Below are 18,459 nucleotides of genomic sequence, written 5' to 3'. Positions count from 1 at the left end.
TAAACGTAAATAATCCATACGCATCAAGCCCCAAATTGTTAATTTTTGCTACAGTTCCAACTCCTTTGTTACCTGAGCAATAATATCCATACTAAATCCACGATAAAGTAAAAATCGCTGTTGTTTCTGCATCTCATTAAATGACATTTCTTCCTGGCCTCTGATTTTTTTCTGCCAAACTTCTAAAGCATAAGCCAACCAATTGCCTTCTTCTTGCTGCAAAATATCCTGAATTATGCCTTTATCGATCCCTTTACCATTTAATTCCTGGCGAATTTTTAAAGGGCCATAGCCCTGTCGAATGCGAGAACGTGTGTATACTTCAACAAAACGATGATCATTTTGTAAATCCATTTGTTGACATCTATCCACTGCTTCTTGTGCTTCGCCGGAGCTAAATCCCTTTTGCCTTACTTTCTCATAAAGCTCCATTGCACTATGCTCACGCCTAGATAATAGGCGCACAGCACAGTCAAATGCTTTAGTCATCAATAGCCTCAAACTCATCTTCGGTTGCAGATGCCAACAGAGGTTGTTTCTTCTCTAATAGTTCAGAGCGAATTTGCTTCTCAAGTTCAGCAGCAATTTGAGGATTATCCTTCAAATACAAGCGAACATTGTCTTTTCCTTGACCAATTTTCTCTTGCTTGTAGCTGTACCAAGCCCCTGCTTTTTCAATGAGATTCAATTGAACTGCCAAATTAATAATTTCGCTTTCACGTGAAATCCCTTCGTTATAAAGGATATCAAATTCAGTCATCTTAAATGGTGGCGCTACTTTATTCTTAACTACTTTAACACGAGTCTCACTACCTAAGATCTCTTCGCCTTTCTTGATCGAACCAATACGGCGAATATCTAAACGTACAGAAGCATAGAATTTTAACGCATTCCCGCCTGTAGTTGTTTCAGGGCTACCAAACATCACTCCAATTTTCATCCGGATTTGGTTAATGAAAATTACCAGGGTATTTGAACGCTTGATGTTTGCCGTCAGCTTACGTAATGCCTGAGACATAAGACGTGCTTGCAAGCCTACATGAGAGTCACCCATTTCCCCTTCAATTTCTGCTTTCGGAGTTAGTGCAGCAACCGAGTCAACGATAATCACATCAACAGCAGCAGAACGCACAAGCATGTCGGTAATTTCTAAAGCTTGCTCACCAGTATCTGGTTGAGAAACTAATAACTCGTCTACATTGACTCCCAGTTTTTGCGCATAGCTTGGATCTAAAGCATGCTCGGCGTCAACGAATGCGGCGGTACCACCCATTTTTTGACACTCTGCAATAACTTGTAGCGTAAGCGTAGTTTTACCAGAAGATTCAGGACCATAAATTTCAACGATACGACCTTTAGGTAAGCCCCCTATTCCCAAAGCAATATCCAAACCTAATGAACCGGTTGAGATTGCTTCGATATCACGAGATACATTGCTGTCTCCCATGCGCATTACTGAGCCCTTACCAAATTGGCGTTCAATTTGCGAGAGAGCTGCTGCTAAAGCTTTTTGTTTGTTCTCTTCCATAATTTTTTCCAGGTAGATGTTAATGCAAGGACAAAATTATCACACAGATAAGAACAACCAGCAAACTGAATTAAGCAGGATCGATGGGAATATTTTTTAGGAGGGAACAAACGCCAGTTAAAGCCTCTTGACAGGCAGCCAAACGAATCTCCTGGCGTGTACCCGAAAATTGCCTTCTGACAGTTTGGGCATGACTCATACCTTGAGCAAACCAACCAAAGCATACAGTGCCCACTGGTTTTTCTATGCTTCCTCCATCAGGGCCTGCAATGCCTGTAACCGAGAGGGCGATTTGTCCAGCGCTGTTCTGTATCGCTCCAATAGCCATCGCGGCGGCAACGGGCTCACTAACTGCGCCATATTCAAGAAGCAATTTGTTCGATACTCCAAGCATTTCTTGTTTGGCTTGATTGCTGTATGTGACAAAACCGCGCTCAAACCAAATTGAACTTCCAGGAATTTCGGTAAGATATCCAGAAACCAATCCGCCAGTGCAAGACTCAGCTGTGACTAATTGCCAATTCTTTTTTTGCAAAAGGGTTGCTATTTCAAGGATTAAGGAATTCATGAAGCACCAGAAAGTTGTCGGATCTTGATTTCAAGCCGTTAAAAACCTCTCCACCGACCTCCTGCGGATAAGCCGCAGAACGTCGGAGAGGTGTAAAATATAAGCTAAAAATCTTAGTGGTTTTGGCCTTCACCTTGTTGTTGCGGAGCAGGGGCAGCACCTTGTTGCTGTTGAGTATTGTCAGTAGCTGTTGGTTGTTGTTTGTTACCGTGTTCACCACAAGCAGTTAAAGCTAAAGCCAAAAATCCAGTTACAGCAATTAGAGCCAAACGATTCATAATTAATTCTCCCTATTAGTTTTTATATAATTCCATCTTGAGTTTAGCAAAGAAATTTAAATTCAACCATGAGGTACTGATAATTCAAAGGAAAAATAGGGCCCATCCTTCTACGCAACCTCCTGAGATACTGACTTCCCGAGGTGCTTTTGTTAGAATCGAAGCAATTTTATTGTTAGCCAATTATTATGACTGCTGCACACACGCCCATGATGCAACAATATTTGCGCATCAAATCCGAATACCCTGACATGCTTTTACTTTATCGTATGGGCGATTTTTATGAATTATTTTTTGATGATGCAAAACGTGCGGCTCAATTACTTGATCTGACTTTAACCCACCGTGGTCAATCGGCCGATAAACCTATCCCTATGGCTGGTGTACCTTACCATGCGGTAGAAAACTACCTGGCAAGACTAATAAAAAAAGGGGAATCCGTCGCTATATGCGAGCAGATAGGCGATCCCGCTACAAGCAAAGGGCCAGTAGAACGGCAAGTAACCCGTATTATTACCCCAGGTACCGTCACTGATGAAGCATTGCTCGATGCTAAAAAAGATAATTTGCTACTCGCTCTGCATCAGCAAAAGCAAAAAATTGGTATGGCCTGGGTTGATTTAAGCAGCGGCCGATTTCATTTACTTGAACTCCTGGAAATTAGCCAGCTCAGTGCGGAATTAACCCGATTACAACCTGCGGAGCTACTCCTGCAAGAGGCTTCTCCTTTAGAAGAATACTGCCTTAACTTTCCCGTGAAACAAAGACCAGGTTGGGAATTTAATCTAGATAGCGCACAACACCGTTTACGAGAACAATTTAAAGTAGCAGACCTGGCCGCATTTGGCGAAAACGACTACCCCACGGCACTAATTGCAGCAGGCGCTTTATTAGCTTACTTGCAAATAACTCAGAAGCAAGCCCTTCCTCATTTAAATGCCATTACCCTGGAAAATTCCCAAGATTATTTACAGCTGGATTCCTCCACGCAAAAACACTTGGAATTATTTGAAAATGTGCAAGGCAGTCAGGAAAACAGTCTAATTTCTGTATTAGATAGAACAGCATGTGCGATGGGCGGCCGTCTATTAAAGCGCTGGTTAAGCAGACCACTCAAACAGCACCATTTAATTAAAGCGCGGCAGCAAACAATTAGCGAAATAATTCAGCGACACACCGATGCACAATTACATCAACTCCTGCGACAGGTTTGTGATGTGGAGCGAATTGTGTCACGTATTGCGCTTAAATCAGCACGTCCTCGGGATTTGCAAGCCTTAGGCACTACCTTAACACTGCTTCCCGAGCTTCATGTAACCCTTTTGCCGCTTCAAAGCCTACTGGCTCAAGAGCTCAAAGAACATACCAAGCCCTTGCCTGAGTTGCAGCAGCTACTTGCCACAGCAATTATTGATAATCCCCCAGTATTAATTCGTGATGGTGGTGTAATCGCACCAGGCTTTGACGAAGAGCTTGATGAATTAAGAATGTTAAGTACACGTGCCAATGAAACTTTGGATAAACTCGAGCAGGATGAGCGACAACGTACAGGTCTATCTAGCTTGAAGTTTGGCTTTAATAATGTGCAAGGCTATTATATTGAACTGTCAAAAGCTCAATCTGAAAAAGCACCGGTCCATTATCATCGCAAGCAAACATTAAAAAATGTTGAGCGCTATATCACTCCAGAACTTAAAGTATTTGAAGAGAAAGTGCTTTCCGCTCAAGTAAAAGCCTTGGCCCGGGAAAAATGGTTGTACGATAACCTATTGGATGAAATCCAGCGTAGTATTAATGAACTCACCCAACTGGCCCGCGCATTAGCGCAATTAGATGTCCTGGTTACCCTGGCTGAACGCGCTCAAAGCTTAAATTGGAGCTGTCCAAACCTGGTTGCCCAATCGCAAATATCTATTGAAGAAGGCCGCCATCCAGTAATTGAAAATTTATTGCAAGAGCGATTTATTGCAAATGACTTACAGTTAAATCCCTCACAAAATATTTTATTAATTACCGGCCCTAATATGGGTGGAAAATCCACTTACATGCGACAAACTGCACTGATTGTACTTTTAGCTCATATTGGCAGTTTTGTACCGGCAAAAACAGCAACTCTAGGGCCGATTGACCGTATTTTTACCCGAATTGGTGCGAGTGATGACTTAGCTTCCGGTCGTTCTACCTTTATGGTTGAAATGACGGAAACTGCACAAATTTTAAGGCAAGCTACTGCAGAAAGTTTGGTTTTAATTGATGAAATTGGGCGTGGAACCAGTACTTATGATGGTATGGCTTTAGCCTATGCCAGTTGCGTATATCTTGCCACAACCATTAAAGCCTATACCTTATTTTCGACTCATTATTTCGAGTTAACGAACTTACCGCAACAATTTCCTTGCATCCGCAATGTGCACCTGCAAGCCTCGTTAGATACTGGACGCATTATATTTTTGTATCGTGTAGAACCAGGTTCTGCTAATCGCAGTTATGGCCTGGAAGTCGCAGAGCTGGCAGGCATTCCTGTCGCTGTACTTAAAATAGCCCATTCTCATTTAAATCATATGCAAAATAACGCACCTGCGGTAGAGCAATTTCACCCTGTAGTTTCAGCGCCATCACCAATACTACGTGAACTGGAACGTATTGATCCTGATCAATTAACCGCTAGAGAAGCCCTTGATTTGATTTATCGGTTAAAACAAATGGAGGCGGTGGATGCGAGGTAGCTTGGTTGTACTCTACCTAATACTTCTCATTGTATGCTCAACCCCTTTTGCTAAAAGCAATGATGCCCTGTCGATTACAATCACCGGCATCAGCGGTAAAGTTCAAACGAATGTCGAGAAACACTTACTAGAATTGCAGCAGTTAAAACCATTAACTGCTTTTTCTCAAGATGAGTTACGGGAGCAAATTCTCAAAGCGATCCAACCTTTTGGCTATTTTAAAGCTGAAGTATCAATAGATCAGCTCAATGCAAAAAATCTGGTTGTGTTTGTACATGCAGGACCACAAATTTTGATTTCCCGATTAACCATTGAAATAATTGGCGAAGGAGCACATAACCCCGCGGTACAAGATGCCCTAAAAAATACTCCCCTAAGATTAACAGCTCCCTTACTTACGGAAGACTACAATCAAACCAAACAAAACCTTATTAATGCAGCAGAAAGCCAAGGTTACATGCATGCTAATTTTAAAACGAATGAAATTTTGATTGATCAAGAACATTATACTGCTGAAATTACTCTAATTTTTGATACCGGGCCCTTATATTATTTTGGTCAAGCCCATTTTGATCCAACCTATATTAATCCTAAATTACTGCATCGATTTGTCCCCTTTCGTCCAGGGCAAACTTATTCAGGGGATAAGATTTTGCAGCTGAATAATGATTTATCCAATAGCGGGTATTTTAGTTCGGTAGTAGTAAAGCCACAAATTACTGACGACTCCATTGTTCCCGTGCTGGTTCATGTTGAACCCGTACCTAAATACTCCTATACCCTTGGTGCAGGTTATGGGACTGATACAGGAGTTCGAGGCCGTGCAGCACTGCATGTTATTCCCGTAAACCGCAGTGGGCATAAATTTAACGCTTTGGCACAAGGTTCTTTTGTACAAAGCGCCTTGCAGGGTCAATATATTATCCCAGGATTTAATCCGGTTACCGACCAATACAGTATTACAGGAAATTATTCTAACTTAAATTACAGCGCAGGTTATAGTAATGCCTGGTTATTATCCTTAGCACAGCAGCATCATGTAACACGTTATAAACGAATACTTTCAGTAAATGGCCTTTATGAAGGATTTCATTACCACGCACAAAAAAATACCACGCAATTTTTGCTCTATCCGAAAGCGACCTTATCCTTTATTAAAACACAAAATATTCTCTTTTCTCCCTCAGGTTATAATATTACCATTAATGGCTTAGCCGCGAGTAAGCCAACCTTATCAACCATTAATTTTGCTCAATTTTCGGTAGATGCTAAAGCGGCATTAAGAATTGAGCCTTGGCGTTTACGGTTGTATGGCCATGCAATACAGGGGTTCACTGCTATTGATAATATTACGCGACAACCACTCTCCCTTGCTCTATTATTAGGAGGCATGGATAACTTAAAAGCCTATAGCTTTAATTCTATTGGTCCAGGAAGGCTCTTAACGTATGCAGGTTTTGAAATTCAAAAAGAAACGAAAAAAAATTGGTACCTGATTGCCTTTTATGATCTGGGAGATGTCTATAATCCACGTCCAGCTGCCTTCCAATCAGATGCAGGCGGAGGATTAATGTGGGTATCCCCAATTGGTCCAATCAAAGTAGGTGTTGCACAAGAAATTAATAGTCATTGGCGACGCACCAGCCACAGTCCGCGGTTAGTTATTAGTATGGGACCCGATTTATGATTCGCTTCCTGATAAAAACCTTATACTTTTTGATGTTGTTTTTTATTTTAATCACCGGAATTATCGTTTCATTAATTTCAACCACGCCAGGGCTAGAAACGTTAATTGATTTGAGCCGTGCCTATATTCCGGGAACCCTTAGGATCCAAAAAGTCACAGGCAGTTTGCTCAATGATTTTACATTGGCAGCGCTTGAATATGAGCATCAGGGCACCATCATAAAAATAAATCGCCTTCATGTGCAATGGCATCCTGGTTCCTCATGGAGAAATCATCAATTGGCAGTTCAATGGGATTCGCTACGAGGAGCACTAAATCCAGAACTACCATTCAGTAGTCCACAAGGCAAACTTACAGCAACCACGACTCTCCCTGATTTAAGCTTAGAATTAAATACCCAAGTAAATTATGCTGCTGAGGAGCATTGGCAGATGAATGCCAGGCTATTGGGAGCCCTGCCCTGGCAATGGACTTTCAGCGCCAACCTTGCACCAATGCCCGTAATGTCTGCAAAGCATGCTGGCTTACACGCCAAACTATCGTTAAACGGAACAACTACCGCAAAAAACCAAGGAAATTTAATATTCACTATTTCTCCTGGCACCTATCAAGTTCCAGATAATTCTGCGATTCCAGCATTGGAATTTAAAGGAGGCAAGCTTCGCGCCATTCTGTCGCCACAAAAATTGTCTGGCTTAGGCAGTTTTATGATTGATCCCAATAAGAGTTTAAAAGTAGCCTTTCAATTACCTAAATTCTCGCTGGAAAAAGGCATCTCTTCCCAGCAAAAACTAAATAGTGAACTGCGCCTAGAAATTAACAATCTGGATTTTTTACAAAATATCAGCCCCGAAGTAGAAAAGTTAAAGGGACAATTAGTTGCCTCTCTTAAGGCAACAGGTAACGTTGGGAAACCGAAAATAGACAGTCAGTTACTTTTGACAAAGGCCAGTCTGTATATTCCAAAGCTAAAATTGAATTTAGATTCGGTTGATCTGGATGTGCGTGGTAAGGAAAAAGGTTGGGATGCCAATGGCTCTATTGCCTCCTCAGGCCATACTTTGCTGCTTAAAGGCAAGGGCTCCATCGATACAGCTTATGTTGCTGAGCTTAGTCTTGAAGGTAATGATTTTCCATTGATGAACACGAATGAATACGACATAACCATTTCTCCTCAGCTTAAATTCCACGCCACACCTAATGCGCGTGCGATTTCAGGTTCCGTGCTTATTCCCAAAGCGCAAATAAATCTTCAATCCTTTAGCAATAGTATTTCTTTACCTGATGAGGTGATTTATAAGCAGCAAAAATCACAGTCTACCTCCCCCATCACCAATAGCAGTATGGATATAGCCATTAAGCTTGGAGAAAATGTTGCATTAAATGTTAAAGGGTTAAAAGGCCACTTAGATGGTGCATTAACTTTAAAACAGCAGCCTCAAGGTGCAATTAATGCTTATGGTGAATTATCTGTTCGTGATGGCACTTATAAAGCCTATGGCCAAGACTTAACCATTAAACAAGGTCAACTAATTTTTACCGGTGGCCCTATTGATAACCCCGGTATAAGTCTTCGTGCGGCAAAAAAAATTAATAATACCTCAAATTATACTAATGCATCTCAGCTTTTTGATTTTAATAGTTCAAACCTGCAAAATGTTAGTTTTGGTGACACAATTACTTTGGGTGTGGAAGTAACCGGAAGATTAATGAAACCTCAGATCCAACTTTATTCGGAGCCTGCGATTTTTTCTCAAGCAGATATTTTATCTATGCTAGTACTGGGCCGTCCAGCTAGCCAAGCAAATAAAGCAGGAGCTCAGCTGCTTTTAACCGCTATATCTTCGATGAATGTTGGCGGCACAAACAGCGCCCAGTTACTAGAGCAATTAAAACAAAGTTCAGGCTTAGATTTCAATGTACAAACTAATACAAATTACAATCAATTAACAAATACAGTAAGCGATTCAACTGCCTTCGTTGTCGGAAAATCTCTTTCCAAACGGCTTTATTTAAGCTATAACATCGGCCTGTCACAAACTGATACCAATATGTTAACGTTAAAATACATGCTGAATAAGTTTTTTAGCATCCAAGTCAGTACCAGCGATACAAGTAGTGCTATTGACTTTTTATATACTTCGCACAAGAGAAAATACAGCAGAACCAAATGATCGCGTACAACCCTTAATTAAGAGACAATGCCCATGACCGATTACAACATTCCTCTACGCTTAACACGTCTAAGAAGCAACCCAGTAACGCGCGCCTTGGTAAGAGAAACGCGACTGCATGCTCAACAATTGATTATGCCCCTGTTTATCAGTGAGGAACTAACTGCTCCTAAAGAAATCAGCGCGATGCCAGGGCAGTATCAGCTCAGTCTTGATTCTCTTCCCAAGGAAATTGATGCCCTAAGCGCATTAGGCATTCAAGCCGTATTGCTTTTTGGTATTCCCAAACATAAAGATGCATGTGGAAGTGAATCATTTAATGATGAAGGTATTATCCAGCAAGCTATAAGAAAAATACGCGCCATAAATAAAGACATCTTAATTATTTCTGATTTATGTTTTTGTGAATATACAGATCATGGTCATTGTGGGGTGGTTTCTGGAAACCATATTGATAATGACAAAACGTTAGAACTTCTTGCTAAGCAAGCAGTTAGCCACGCCAAGGCAGGTGCTGATTGGGTAGCTCCTAGTGGCATGACCGACGGTATGGTAAGTGCTATCCGCGAAGCACTAGATTCAGCAGGATATCAAAACATACCCATTTTAAGTTACAGTGCAAAATACTGCTCTTGCCTCTATGGCCCGTTTAGAGAAGCAGCCCAAGGGGCTCCTAAATTTGGTGATAGAAAATCCTATCAGATGGACCCAGCAAATAGTAATGAAGCAATCCGTGAAACAGCACTAGACCTTGATGAAGGCGCAGATATGATCATGGTTAAACCAGCAGGTTATTACCTTGATGTAATTGCTAAAATGAAACAGCATTTCCCAGAGGTCCCTCTTTGCGCCTATCAAGTAAGTGGTGAATATTCGATGATCAAAATTGCTGCCCAGCATCAATTGATTAATGAAGAACAAGCAATGATTGAAAGCTTAATCGCAATTAGACGTGCTGGTGCTGATTTTATTATTACTTATTTCGCCAAAGATGTTGCCCGTTTTTTGGACAGACAAGGGTGAATTATATATAATACTCAACCTTTTTACGATATAATCGCCCCGCGTTGTATAGAGTAATGAAATTACAATATAAATTGGCAGAGGGCCAATTACTTATAAATTACAATGGAGAAATAATGAATTTAATTGCTAAAAGTCTTTCAGCAGTAGCGTTGAGTTTAAGCGCAATCACCTCTTTTGCTGCCCCAGCTTATTTAATTACACATAATAATACAAATGAAGAATCCAATGCATATGTAGCGGGTAAGCCTTCAATTTATCCGACAGCTCCTCAGTCAACTCGCAAAGTTTATTGGAATTTAGTGAAGTTGGCATGTCATGGCCATACTACGAATGGTAAATGCCTAGCCGTAATTAAAATGGCTACTAATACTCCAAACCCAATAGATGTTGGTACGGTAGAAATGGATATTAATACTGGTGATATTAATCCAAAACAAATCGTATCACCACATGGTTACATACTCACCGTGAATGGTCCCGGTGAAGCAAGCATCAGCAAAAACTAAGTGATTCTATTACGTGTCGGGAAACTCGACACGTAATTTCTGCCTAAATTTATTTCTTCAAAATAATTCTAAGCTACTTTCGTGCCAATGCAGACGTGGTGCTGCGCTCTCGTGGCGAAATCAATTAAATTAAACCAATAAAAAAGCCACGCAAGCGTGGCTTTTTAGCTGAAATAATCTGAAAATTATTTCATTGGAGCAGTTTCTACTTTATCAAGAACCCAAACTACTTGTCCACCTACCAGATCAGCAGCGAAGCTACCGCTGTTAGAATCAACATTGTAAGAAGATGTTGCAGACAGTTGTTGAGCAGAGTGAATACTTGGATTACTACCAGAGAATAAGTGAGTGTATCCAAGATCAAATCCAAGAGTTGGCTTCATTTGATAATGAGCACCTACAGCGATAGCCCAACGATCAACGTCTGGTAAACGAATGTTTCTATCTCTGTTATTGGTTGGCGTCTGGTCATAACCACCACCTAGACGAAGCATTAACCGATCATTAACATGATAGTTCGCACCAATCGCTACACGCCAAGCATCAGAAAAGTTTTCTGGTACAGAGTTAATAATATTCGCCTGGCTTACAGGAAATGGAGGTGTAGAACTGATGTTAGGAACAGGAACATTATACAATTGAATATTTTTGAATGTGCTCCATGCAGTGTAAACAACAGAACCTAATAGCGCGAGTCTGTCATTAACATCTTGATAACCACTAAGTGTTACCACATCTGGGAATACAATTGAGTTACTGAAAAGATCATAGTTTTTCCAAACGCCATCTGCAGGCAGCTCAGGTGCAACTAAATCAAAATCATTCGCTAAAGGACCTTTGAAATAGCTATGGCCATAGAATACATGTCTTACTCTAGATTGGTAATTCAATCCAATACGAGTATGGTTATCATTAAACAATCCCATAACCCCCACATGGAACCCTAAGCCCCATGAAGCACCTTTATTCTTGCTGGATGAGTCAACAATAGCTGGATCCGCATCAAGAGCTTGGAATAAAGTGGGAGCACCAATCATTTGGTTGAATTTAACACGTGAATATTGGAAATCCATACCCGCACCAACGGCAAAATGCTCAGATATTTGAGAACCAATTTCAGGAGAAATATTCGCAGTGATTAGCTCAGTATAGGTAGCAGAATAACGAACAGGAGAAGAAGGTTTCCAGTCAGTAGACAAACCAAAAGGTGCGGTAACACTTAAACCAAGCGTAGTACGCTCACCCACAGGTAAAGCGAAATGAGAGGATGGAACAAAACCATTATAATCCCCAGATACCCCATGGAATTCCTGGATATACGGATGTAATCCTTCTGTACTATAAGTACTCATGCCATTCATTTTGAGAGTAGGAAATATCCCTACGCCACCGAACACTACTTCTTTTTCATGAAGAAGCGCCAAACCAGCAGGGTTGTACCAACCAGTTGACGCATCAGCAGCTTCCGCCGCGGCACCAGCAGCATAGTTACCTGCTGTGTAACCAGCGCTTTCACCATATAAAGCAAAACCAGATGCATGAGCTGCACCAGTCGTTAAAACACCAAGAACAGCTGCACTAACCAGCGTTCTTAAGGGCTTATGCATATTCATCACTCCTATACACTCCTTTAATAATCAGTACATCACATAGTTGAATAAAATCCGTTCGATAAAAAAGAGTGTACCCTGTTTTCAAATCTTTAAAAACATTTTTTTCTGTTTGCATTCAATAAGTAAGGAATATTAGCCCATAGTGAATCAATTAAATCCATGGTAAACAATTAATAAGCAGTCAATTAAGGAATTTCATTAAAAAAAAAGCAATTCTAGGGTATCCACCACATAATTTTCTGCTTCCCTTTGACCGAAATATATCGCCCCCGAAACTTAATGATAATTTGTTTCAAGAATCTTGTATCCCTACTTAAGTCCATGCTAAGGTGTACTAATTTAGTGCGGAATATAGATCATGCAGCAGATCGTAACAAAATTTGGTGGAACTAGTGTTTCAACGCGTAGTACTTGGAATAATATTGCATTAATTACTAAGAAACATTTAAGCACTGGAGCACAGCCAGTCATCGTTTGTTCTGCATTAACTCAAATTTCAAATAAACTTGAAAAGGCAATTGATGCAGCGCTCATTAATGAGCATCAAAGCATTTTACTGGATATCCGTAATAGCCATCTTAATCTTGCTGAAGCCTTAGAAGTTAATCCTGAGATCATCATTGATGACTTGCATCAATTAGAGCAATGGCTAACAGGTATTGCCTTACTGAAACAAGCCCCTGCAAAAACCCATGCACAAATACTCAGTATGGGGGAATTAATGATGACTCGTTTAGGACATCAATTTTTACAAAGCCAGGGAATTTATTGTAAATGGTATGATGCGCGGGAGCTTTTAACGAGCACCCCTTTCCCTGATGGCCAATCAGCAAATTACCTTTCAGCTCGTTGTGAGAGTGAATATGATTCAGAATTAGTCGAAAAATTCCTATCCAGTGGTGCACAGGCAATTATCACTCAAGGTTTCTTTGCTGCCAATCCTGAAGGGGAAACTGTATTATTAGGCCGTGGAGGTTCAGATACTTCTGCAGCTCTGCTTGCTGGGAAATTACAAGCTGCATCCTGTGAAATTTGGACCGATGTTCCTGGTATTTACACAGCTAATCCTCATCAATTACCGCATGCACGCTTATTAAAAAAATTAAATTACGATGAAGCTCAGGAAATTGCAACGATGGGGGCTAAGGTATTGCACCCTAACTGTATACCACCTGTACGCCGAGCTAATATTCCAATGTCGGTGAAATACACTCAATTACCAGAGCACTCAGGAACGTTAATCACCAAAGATATTGATGAGTCAGCCCCATTTATTAAATCAATTCAAATCAAAAACAGTATTCTGCTTATTTCTATAGATACCTTACATATGTGGCAACAAGTGGGTTTCTTGTCGGATGTATTTTCCGCATTTAAACATCACGGTTTTTCTGTAGACTTACTGTCTTCATCAGAGTTTAATGTCACTTTATCGTTGGATATTAATTCAAAAATACATGATCGCGCAGCAATCAATGCCCTGTTAGATGAATTAAACCAATTTGGCCGGGCCAAACTTATCGAGCCCTGTAGCGCGGTTAGTTTAGTAGGGCATCATATTAGAACTGTATTACCTCAATTAGGCCCTGCTTTAGAAGTTTTTGATTCTAAGCAAGTCTACTTGATGTCATTAGCCTCTAATGACTTAAACTTAACGTTTGTGGTTGATGAGTCTCAAGCAAATTTATTGTGCCAAAAGCTACATCACTTATTAATAGAAAATAATCCTCAAATTTTCTACTACTCCAAAAGCTGGCACGAAGAATTTGGCGCACCTTCGGTACGCTTTACACCTTGGTGGGAAAAAGAACGCGATCGCCTACTTACTACCGCGATACAGCATTCTCCTTGCTATGTCTATCATAGCCCAACACAGGCAGAACGAGCCAAGCAATTATTAGCCTTAAATTCGATAGACACCATATTCTATGCAATTAAAGCAAATCCCTACCCTTCTATTTTACAAACACTAGAGAAAGAAGGGGTTGGTTTTGAGTGCGTATCAATTCAGGAGCTGGATAGAGTCTTAGAGTTATTCCCTGGAATTGATCGCAAACGCATTTTATTTACACCAAATTTTGCACCTAAGTCTGAATATGAGTATGCCTTGAAGGTCGGCTGCTATATAACCATCGACAGCCTTTATCCATTAGAAAATTGGGCGCCATTATTTAAAAATAAAGATGTAATTATTCGTATTGATCCAGGTACTGGGGCAGGCCACCACAAACATGTATCTACAGCAGGTAATGAATCCAAATTTGGTATTACCCAAAATGATATAGCTCAGGTTGTGGCACTAACCAAGAAGCACAATATTCATGTAATTGGTCTACACGCACACTCAGGTAGTGGCATTCTTACACCAGAATTATGGCAGCAAACTGCCTTGATGTTAGCCTCGTTAACTCAGCAGTTCCCAGAGGTTAAGTCGATTAATTTGGGTGGTGGCTTAGGTATTGTTGAAAAACCAGGACAACAACCCTTGGATTTCGCAAACCTGGATGCGCTACTTATGGCTGTGAAATCACGCTATCCGCATCTTGAGTTATGGCTCGAACCAGGACGTTTTTTTGTAGCAGAAAGTGGTGTTATTTTGGCTAAAGTCACCCAGTGTAAAGAAAAAGGTAAGGTTCGCTTTGTCGGTATTGAAACCGGAATGAATTCGTTGATCAGACCTTCTTTATACGGTGCTTACCATGAAATTGTTAATTTAAGCCGTTTGTACGAAGAAAAAGCAGGTTTTTCTCACATCGTTGGCCCTATTTGTGAATCAGGGGATACCCTAGGTTATGACCGTTTATTACCGGTAACTCAAGAAGGCGATATTTTATTAATCGCCAATGCAGGAGCCTATGGACGTTGTATGAGTTCGCATTATAATTTACGCCCACCAGCCCAGGAAATCGTCTTGGCATAAGTATTACCGCGAAAAGTAGCCGGGATGAATGCAGAGCAATCCGGGGTCAAAGCTTGAGCCAGCTTGATCCCTAGAATTGCGCTACACTTCATCCAGGTTACGGCTCGTTCTAGTTGACTGTAAGGAGTTTTACGCCCATCATGCTTGTTGATAGCCATCAAAGAAGTCAAGCGACTGATCCGACTCAATCGTTCATTGTACAAGCTCCTGCGGGCTCTGGAAAAACCGAAATTTTAACGCAGCGTTATTTGCGTTTGTTAGGTACGGTCACTGCTCCAGAACAAATCATTGCGCTCACCTTTACTCGTAAAGCAGCCAGTGAAATGCGTGAACGTATTATCTTAGCTTTACAACAAGCTGCACAAAATATCGAAGCTAAAAGCGCTCATCAGCAAATGACGCTGGAATTTGCTCAAGGCGCACTGCAACGCGATAGTCAATATCAATGGGATTTACTCAATCAGCCCAATCGTTTAAGAATTGTTACCATTGACTCATTATGCCAAAGCATTAATCAAGCTATTCCCTTATTGGAGAAACAAATTGCCTATTCGCAAATTACCGATAAGGCAGAAAGTCATTATTTAAATGCCGGCAGAGCCTGTATTCAATTTGCCCTAGCCAATCCGGAATACCAACATGCAATTAAAACCCTCTTATTACATGTAGATAATCGCCAAGACCGTTTACTGGATTTATTTAAGGAGCTGTTGGCTCAGCGGGATCAGTGGCTCTATCCCTTGTTTCAAGCAAAAACCCAAGACAAATCTACTTTTGAACAAGCACTTGCGCTAATCGAAGAGCATGAGCTAACTCGTTTCAAAAAAAGCCTTCCTTTTCCGTTAGCATATGAACTGGTGCAGCGAGTGCAAGAGCTTGCACGTATTGAAAACAATCCAGATTCTCCTCGCTATTTATTAAAAGATTGGCATGATTTTCACCAAACAAATCAGCAAATTGCAACAGCTTTAAGTAAAGCGTTATTAACTGGCGATTTAAGTTTACGTAAAAGCTTTGATCATCATGTTGGACTGTTAAGTAGCTCCTGTCCTGCGGCTGAATACAAACAACTTAAAAATGCCAGTAAAGAACTATTAACACAATTGGGTGACTATCCAGACTTTCTTGAAGCGTTAATCCAGGTTAGTAATTTACCTAAGCCGGAGTACGATCTGGAACAATGGGAAGTATTGCAGGCCTTATTTCTGTTACTACCCCTGCTTGTTGGCCATTTATATCTCCTCTTTAGCGAGCATAATGAAGTGGATTTTATGGCGATTTCACAACAGGCATTAATCGCTTTGGGTGACTCTGATAATCCGACTGACTTGGCCTTATATTTGGATAATGCCATCCATCATTTGCTGGTTGATGAATTTCAAGATACCTCCATTACACAATTTGAATTACTCAATAAACTAGTTCATGGTTGGCAGCCCGGGGATGGTAAAACGTTATTTCTGGTTGGCGATCCAATGCAATCGATTTATCGTTTCCGACAGGCTGAGGTAGGCTTATTTTTTCGTGCAAAAGAACAAGGCATTGGCCCAGTACAACTTACATCCTTAGAGCTAAGTTGTAATTTTCGTTCCACAGAAACTATTGTTAACTGGGTCAATCAGCAGTTTGCACAAATATTCCCCTCGCAAGTGGATATTGAATCCGGTGCCGTATCCTTTCATCCCAGCGTTAACGTAATTCAGAACGATGAACATAGTGCCATTTATGCATGGCAGTTCCAAAGTCGCGAACAAGAAGCAGAAAAAATGATGCAACTGATTCAAACCGAGTTGCAAGTAAATCCGCAACAAAGCATCGCTATTTTAGTACGTTCACGTAGCCAACTAGGGGAAATTATTCGCTTATTACGGCAATATCAAATTCCCTACCAAGGTACTGATATTACCTTATTAGCAAATCTACCTCATTTACGTGACGTGTGGTCACTGACCCAAGCTTTATTATCGCCGGCCAATCGCCTTTCTTGGCTATCCCTGCTGCGCAGCCCTTATTGTGGGATGTCTTTAGCAGACGTGCATACTATTGCTCAATTTAATAAAAAGAAATCCATTTATGCTGCTTTATTACAACTCAATAAAATTTCTGGATTAAGTGATGACGGATTGATTAGAGCACAATTTTTTATTCGCATCATGCATCAGGCATTGTCTCATCGCTATGAAAGCAAATTATCTACCTGGGTGATAAATACGCTTAATGCCTTACATGTGGATAAAATATTAAATCCAGCGCAACTAAATGATTTAGAGCAATTCTGGGCATTGCTCGATCGATACGAGCTCGATGGCCGCTTGTCGAATATGAAAGAATTTACGCAAGAATTTAATAAGCTCTACTCTCAACAGGTAACCCCATCGTCATTGCAGGTGATGACTATCCATAAATCAAAAGGCTTAGAGTTTGACACGGTTTTTTTACCTGGTTTAGGCTCGCAAGCAAGCCGAGGCGATTCACCAATGTTACGCTGGCTTAATTTACCTACTCAGGAACAAGGTAACTTATTACTTATGTCTCCGATTCAAGCTGCACATCGGGAGCGCTGTCCAGTATACGATTATCTAGGGCAGTTGGATGAAATCAAAGGAAGCTATGAAACACAGCGCTTACTTTATGTTGCCGTCACCCGAGCAAAATCACGATTATACTTAATGGATCATAGCGAAAAATCATCCAAAAGCTCCTTCCGTAATTTATTAAAAAATCAACATTTTGCTGACGATGAATCTGCGGGCAGCATGGAAGAATTAGAACGTCCTTTACCCAAATTAGCACAACTACCCCTACATCATTATCAAAAGCAACAATTGGAAATCGAGGAGTCTCTTTCACGAAATGCCCCTTCCACTCTAGTATCCAACATTCCTCGTTTAACTGGGATTGTTACTCATCAACTCTTACAATGGATCTGTGATAATCACCCCGATACATTAGAGGAGGTACCCTGGAATCTAGCGCACTATGAATTTAAAAAGCTGGGATTCGATGAAACACTACAAAATCAGGCTTTTCAGGTTCTTCAAGAACAAATAACTCGTCTTGTCCAAGATCCAATTGGTTCCTGGATTATTGCTCCTCATCACAAAGAACAAAACGAATATGAGCTGCTCGTAGCTCCACAAAACCGACCTATTACGCGCATTATTGACCGCACCTTTGAGGAGGATGGCAAACGGTGGATTATTGATTTTAAAACAGGTAAGGAAGATAAAAATACCTTATTAAAACATCAAGCTCAATTAAATGAATATGGAACTTATCTCTCCGAGCGCACGCCTCTACCCATTTATTGTGGAATTTATTATCTGCACACAAATCATTGGGTCACATGGCAATACGAACCTGCTCATACCCTGTAGCCTTAACGCACATAGCGTAAGTACAGTTGTTGCAACAGCACCACTTGAATAGTGCT

Annotated in this window: 12 protein-coding genes; 7 read left to right on the top strand and 5 right to left on the bottom strand. The window is 40.8% G+C overall.

Annotation, left to right across the window (positions count from 1 at the left end; translation table 11 throughout):
* Nucleotides 1–48: 48 nt before the first annotated feature.
* The 4 genes from recX to BN3124_RS17205 all read right to left on the bottom strand — a co-directional run bounded on the left by recX (nt 49) and on the right by BN3124_RS17205 (nt 2,374).
* Nucleotides 49–489 (bottom strand): recombination regulator RecX, encoded by a 441-nt coding sequence (recX, locus tag BN3124_RS10865; protein WP_058534821.1) that lies wholly within the window; start codon nt 487–489, stop codon nt 49–51.
* Nucleotides 482–1,528 carry a recombinase RecA gene (recA, locus tag BN3124_RS10860; protein ID WP_058534820.1) on the bottom strand — a complete coding sequence of 349 codons (1,047 nt, stop codon included), beginning with the start codon at nt 1,526–1,528 and terminating at the stop codon, nt 482–484. The genes recX and recA overlap by 8 nt, the downstream gene beginning before the upstream one ends.
* 70 nt (nt 1,529–1,598) lie before the next feature.
* Nucleotides 1,599–2,096, bottom strand: a complete 498-nt coding sequence (locus BN3124_RS10855; RefSeq protein WP_058534819.1) for a CinA family protein — start codon at nt 2,094–2,096, stop codon at nt 1,599–1,601.
* Between the two features lie 113 nt (nt 2,097–2,209).
* Nucleotides 2,210–2,374 carry a hypothetical protein gene (locus tag BN3124_RS17205; RefSeq protein WP_196398925.1) on the bottom strand — a complete coding sequence of 55 codons (165 nt, stop codon included), beginning with the start codon at nt 2,372–2,374 and terminating at the stop codon, nt 2,210–2,212.
* Nucleotides 2,375–2,562: 188 nt separating this feature from the next.
* Here BN3124_RS17205 and mutS point away from each other — a divergent pair, with 188 nt between their 5' ends.
* The 5 genes from mutS to BN3124_RS10830 all read left to right on the top strand — a co-directional run bounded on the left by mutS (nt 2,563) and on the right by BN3124_RS10830 (nt 10,493).
* Nucleotides 2,563–5,100, top strand: coding sequence for a DNA mismatch repair protein MutS (gene mutS / locus BN3124_RS10850; protein WP_058534818.1), 2,538 nt, complete (start codon nt 2,563–2,565; stop codon nt 5,098–5,100).
* A complete protein-coding gene (locus BN3124_RS10845; protein ID WP_058534817.1) occupies nt 5,090–6,787 on the top strand; it encodes an autotransporter assembly complex protein TamA in 1,698 nt (565 codons plus the stop codon). Before mutS ends, BN3124_RS10845 begins: the two co-directional genes overlap by 11 nt.
* Complete coding sequence (locus BN3124_RS10840) at nt 6,784–8,961, top strand: translocation/assembly module TamB domain-containing protein (RefSeq protein ID WP_058534816.1); 2,178 nt, start codon at nt 6,784–6,786, stop codon at nt 8,959–8,961. Before BN3124_RS10845 ends, BN3124_RS10840 begins: the two co-directional genes overlap by 4 nt.
* Before the next feature lie 33 nt (nt 8,962–8,994).
* On the top strand, nt 8,995–9,984 hold the full coding sequence (hemB, locus tag BN3124_RS10835; RefSeq protein ID WP_058534815.1) for a porphobilinogen synthase: 990 nt from the start codon (nt 8,995–8,997) through the stop codon (nt 9,982–9,984).
* Between the two features lie 116 nt (nt 9,985–10,100).
* Entirely contained in the window at nt 10,101–10,493 is a 393-nt protein-coding gene (locus tag BN3124_RS10830; protein ID WP_058535877.1) for a hypothetical protein, read from the top strand.
* Between the two features lie 185 nt (nt 10,494–10,678).
* Here the strand turns inward: BN3124_RS10830 and BN3124_RS10825 are convergent, their stop codons facing one another.
* On the bottom strand, nt 10,679–12,109 hold the full coding sequence (locus tag BN3124_RS10825) for an OmpP1/FadL family transporter (protein WP_149865249.1): 1,431 nt from the start codon (nt 12,107–12,109) through the stop codon (nt 10,679–10,681).
* 355 nt (nt 12,110–12,464) lie between these two features.
* Here BN3124_RS10825 and BN3124_RS10820 point away from each other — a divergent pair, with 355 nt between their 5' ends.
* Both BN3124_RS10820 and BN3124_RS10815 read left to right on the top strand, forming a co-directional pair.
* The gene (locus tag BN3124_RS10820; protein WP_058534813.1) at nt 12,465–15,026 is read left to right on the top strand and encodes a bifunctional aspartate kinase/diaminopimelate decarboxylase; all 2,562 of its coding nucleotides are present in this window, start codon (nt 12,465–12,467) and stop codon (nt 15,024–15,026) included.
* A 140-nt stretch (nt 15,027–15,166) separates the two neighbouring features.
* Nucleotides 15,167–18,403 (top strand): UvrD-helicase domain-containing protein, encoded by a 3,237-nt coding sequence (locus BN3124_RS10815; RefSeq protein WP_058534812.1) that lies wholly within the window; start codon nt 15,167–15,169, stop codon nt 18,401–18,403.
* Nucleotides 18,404–18,459: the final 56 nt, after the last annotated feature.

It is taken from the genome of Legionella saoudiensis (assembly GCF_001465875.1).
Classification (GTDB): Bacteria; Pseudomonadota; Gammaproteobacteria; order Legionellales; family Legionellaceae; genus Legionella; species Legionella saoudiensis.
This window is presented reverse-complemented; position numbering and strand designations above follow the sequence as displayed.